The following is a 4,254-nucleotide window of genomic DNA, read 5'->3' on the forward strand; positions in this document are numbered from 1 at the left end:
ATCTCGCTGTTGCCGGTGCCCTTGAACTCCTCGAAGATCACCTCGTCCATCCGGCTACCGGTATCGATCAGCGCCGTCGCGATGATGGTGAGCGATCCGCCCTCCTCGATGTTCCGTGCCGCGCCGAAGAAGCGCTTGGGCCGCTGGAGCGCGTTGGCGTCGACACCGCCGGTCAGAACCTTGCCCGAGGACGGAACCACGGTGTTGAAGGCGCGGCCGAGGCGCGTGATCGAATCGAGAAGGATCACCACGTCGCGCTTGTGCTCGACGAGGCGCTTGGCCTTCTCGATCACCATCTCCGAGACCGCGACGTGCCGCGTCGCCGGTTCGTCGAAGGTGGAGGATATCACCTCCCCCTTCACGGAGCGCTGCATGTCCGTCACTTCCTCCGGCCGCTCGTCGATGAGGAGGACGATCAGGTAGCACTCGGGATGGTTCGTCTCGATCGAATGCGCGATGTTCTGGAGGAGCACGGTCTTGCCCGTCCGGGGCGGCGCCACGATCAGCGCGCGCTGGCCTTTGCCGATGGGGGCAACCAGGTCGATGATCCGGGCCGAGCGATCCTTGATGGTCGGATCCTCGATCTCCATCTTCAGCCGCTCGTCCGGGTAGAGCGGCGTGAGGTTGTCGAACGCCACCTTGTGCTTGGCGCGGTTCGGGTCCTCGAAGTTGATCCGCGTCACCTTCGTCAGCGCGAAGTAGCGCTCAGTCTCGCGCGGGGCGACGATGACGCCTTCCACCGTGTCGCCGGTGCGCAGCGAATGCATCCGGATCATGTCGGGCGAGACGTAGATGTCGTCCGGGCCGGGCAAGTAGTTCGCCTCCGGGCTCCGCAGGAAGCCGAAGCCGTCCTGGAGCACTTCCAGCACACCATCCCCGGCGATCTCCCAGCCTTCGTCCGCCCGCTCGCGCAGGATCTCGAACATCATCTCGCCCTTGCGCATGGTCGAGGCGTTCTCGATCTCGAGGTCCTCGGCCATCGCCAGCAGGTCCTTGGGCGATTTCGCCTTCAGATCGGCAAGACGCAAACTGTTCTCTGTCATGGAATCCACCATTCGCAGGCGCGACGCTTCCGGTGTCGGAGCAAGCTTGGTTTTCGCGTGAGCTTCACCGCCGGACGGCGGGATGTGGCCCAGCTAAGCGGGGGCCGGAAGAAAGTCAAGAAAGCCGGCTGTCCCGTTCGTTCCGACCAGTCAGGAAGAGAGAAAGAAGGTATTGGGAGTCTGTAGGAGGGGTGGAGATCGCCTGAAACCCCGATCTCCCGCCATTTCCCCACCGGTTCGCCAAGCTGTGAGGGATCGGCGGCGCCGCAACGTGGACATCGAGAACTCCCGAAAAACCCGTTTTAATTCAGATCATTGAAGTCTTGTAGCGGTTGACAGAGCTGTGCATTTCTTCTCCGAAAGAGAAGGAATACTGACCCATCCACGCCGCGAGACCCGCAAGGTTGCCCCCGGGGAGAAACGGACGGGAAACCGGCGACTTCTCAACCGTTCTCCCGCCAAGGCTGCCGCGCGCCCGTTTCCGCCCGCTCTTTTCACCGACCAGCGGGACGCCTATCAACAGGACGACCCAGAACAAAGGTGAGCTTGTGCCCGATCTTGTCCTCGCCTCGGCCTCCGAAACGCGGCGCCGGATGCTGGAAAGCGCCGGGATCGCCTTCGAGGCGCTGCCGGTGCGAATCGACGAGGAATCGGTCCGCGCCTCGCTGGAGGCGGAGGGGGCCGGTCCGCGCGACGTGGCGGATGCGCTCGGCGAGTTCAAGGCCCTGAAAGCGCAGGAGAAACGCCCCAGCGCCATCGTCGTCGGATCGGACCAGGTTCTGGCGCTCGGCCGGCAGGTCTTCGGCAAGCCGCCGTCGCGCGAGGCGGCGGCCGAACAGCTCGCCGCGCTCGCCGGGCGCACGCACCACCTCTATTCCAGCGCTGTCCTCTACCACGAGGGACAGCCTGCCTGGCGGACGGTCGGCGTCGCGCGGATGTCGATGCACGCCCTCTCGGCCGCCGAAATCGACGCCTATCTCGATGTGGCCTGGCCCGGGGTCGCGTCCTCGGTCGGGGCCTATCACGCCGAGGCCTATGGCGCGCGGCTCTTCTCCCGGATCGAGGGCGACTGGTTCTCGGTGCTCGGGCTCCCCCTGCTGGAGCTCTGCTCCTTTCTCAGATTGCGAGGCTGGCTGACCTGATGGCTGCGAAGGACATTCCCCTGGCCGGGGTCATCGGCGACCCGGTGGCGCACAGCCTGTCGCCCAAGCTCCACGGCCACTGGCTGCGGCGTTACGGGCTCCGCGGCCACTACATCCCGATGCGCGTCGCGCAGTCGGACCTGGCCGAGGTGCTGCGCGTGCTGCCGATGATGGGCTTCGTCGGTGTGAACGTCACGATCCCCCACAAGGAGCATGTCCTGTCGCTCGCCGATACGGTCACGGATCGCGCGGCCCTCATCGGGGCGGCGAACACGCTGACCTTCACCGCGCAAGGGCGGATACAGGCCGACAACACGGACGGCACGGGGTTCCTGTCCAACATCCGTCAGACCATTCCCGGCTGGTCGGCCAGGATGGGGCCCGCCCTGGTGCTGGGCAGCGGCGGCGCGGCCAAGGCGATCGTCTGGGCGCTCCTCTCCGACGGTGCGCCGGTGGTCTACGTCGCGAACCGCACGCGCGCACGCGCCGACGGTCTCAAGGAGCAGTTCGGCGCCCGCGTCTCGCCGCAGGACTGGACCCTGATCCCCGAGCTGGTGCGCGAGGCCAACCTGATCGTGAACACGACATCCCTCGGCATGGACGGGCAGCCGCCGCTCTCGGTCGACCTCAGCGGGGCGATCCCCTCCACCATCGTCACCGACATCGTTTATGCGCCGTTGCGCACACCGCTCCTCGAGCTGGCCGAAAAGCAGGGGTGCCAGACGGTCGATGGTCTCGGCATGCTCCTCCACCAGGCGGTGCCGGGGTTCGAGCGGTGGTTCAGCTACACGCCGATGGTCGACGACGACCTGCGCAACGCGGTCATGTCCTGATGCCGCTCGTCCTCGGGCTCACGGGCTCCATCGGGATGGGGAAGTCCACCACGGCGGCCATGTTCGCCGAGGCGGGGGTTCCCGTGTGGGACGCCGACGCCGCCGTTCACCGGATCTACGCGGCGGGCGGCCCCGGCGCGCAGGCGCTCGGGCCGCTCGTCCCCGACGCGATCAGGCCGGACGGCAGCGTCGACCGGGGCGAACTGCGCCGCGCCATCGCACGGGATCAGTCCCTGCTCGACCGGATAGAGACTGTCATTCATCCTCTGGTCGCCGCCGACCGGCGGGACTTCCTCGCCCGGAACGCGCGCGCCGATGTCGTTCTTCTCGACATCCCGCTCCTCTTCGAGACCGGCGGAGAGCGCGCGGTCGACCGGGTCGTCGTCGTCTCCACCGACCCCGGGGAACAGCGCCGCCGCGTCCTCGCCCGCCCCGGCATGGACGAGGAGAGCTTCGCCCGCCTCCTCGCCCGCCAGGTGCCGGATGCCGAGAAGCGGGCGCGCGCGGATCACGTCATCCGGACGGACGACCTTGAATCCGCCCGGCGGAGCGTGGAACAACTGGTGCAGGAACTCAGGGCGGAAAGGGCAGGCGATGCGTGAGATCGTTCTCGATACCGAGACCACCGGCCTCGATCCCTTCGACGGGCACCGGATCGTCGAGATCGGCGCGGTCGAGCTCTGGCACCAGATGCCGACCGGGCGGACCTACCACCAGTACATCAACCCCGAACGCCCGATGCCTCAGGAGGCTTTCGAGGTCCACGGCCTCGGCGATGCCTTCCTCGCCGACAAGCCGGTCTTCGCGTCCATCGTCGCCGCCTTCGTCGAGTTCATCGAGGACTCGCCCCTCGTCATCCACAATGCGTCCTTCGACATGCGTTTCCTGAACGCGGAGCTGGAATGGAGCGGGCGGCCGATCCTTCCGTCCGACCGCGCCATCGACACGCTCGCCATCGCCAAGCGGCGGTTTCCCGGCTCGCCCGCCTCGCTCGACGCGCTGTGCCGGCGCTTCGGGATCGACAACTCGATGCGCACCAAGCACGGCGCGCTGCTCGACTCCGAGATCCTCGCCGAGGTCTATCTCGAGCTCATCGGCGGCAAGCAGCCGGACCTCGTCCTCGAGACGGTGCAGCGGAAAGCGGCGCCGGGCGAGCAGGGGACCGCCTGGCGCCCGCGTCCGCGGACCGAGGCCCTGCCCCCGCGCCTGACCGAAACGGAGAAGGCGGCCCACGCC

General features: G+C 67.4%; 5 protein-coding genes. 4 read left to right on the top strand and 1 reads right to left on the bottom strand.

Translation table 11 applies throughout. The features are described from left to right. The coding region (gene rho / locus ACTS11_RS11945; protein ID WP_442640539.1) for a transcription termination factor Rho at positions 1-1,043 on the bottom strand (1,043 nt) is incomplete at its 3' end. Positions 1,044-1,591: 548 nt separating this feature from the next. Between rho and ACTS11_RS11950 the strand changes: the two genes are divergently transcribed. The 4 genes from ACTS11_RS11950 to dnaQ form a co-directional block, all read left to right on the top strand. Beyond that, a complete protein-coding gene (locus tag ACTS11_RS11950; RefSeq protein WP_442640540.1) occupies positions 1,592-2,185 on the top strand; it encodes a Maf family protein in 594 nt (197 codons plus the stop codon). Next, positions 2,185-3,018 carry a shikimate dehydrogenase gene (locus ACTS11_RS11955; protein WP_442640541.1) on the top strand — a complete coding sequence of 278 codons (834 nt, stop codon included), beginning with the start codon at positions 2,185-2,187 and terminating at the stop codon, positions 3,016-3,018. The genes ACTS11_RS11950 and ACTS11_RS11955 overlap by 1 nt, the downstream gene beginning before the upstream one ends. Next, positions 3,018-3,620, top strand: a complete 603-nt coding sequence (gene coaE, locus ACTS11_RS11960) for a dephospho-CoA kinase (protein WP_442640542.1) — start codon at positions 3,018-3,020, stop codon at positions 3,618-3,620. Before ACTS11_RS11955 ends, coaE begins: the two co-directional genes overlap by 1 nt. Beyond that, on the top strand, positions 3,613-4,254 hold a 642-nt coding region (gene dnaQ, locus ACTS11_RS11965), incomplete at its 3' end, for a DNA polymerase III subunit epsilon (RefSeq protein ID WP_442640543.1). The genes coaE and dnaQ, both read left to right, overlap by 8 nt.

Source organism: Roseicyclus sp. (genome assembly GCF_052168335.1).
Taxonomy (GTDB): domain Bacteria; phylum Pseudomonadota; class Alphaproteobacteria; order Rhodobacterales; family Rhodobacteraceae; genus Roseibacterium.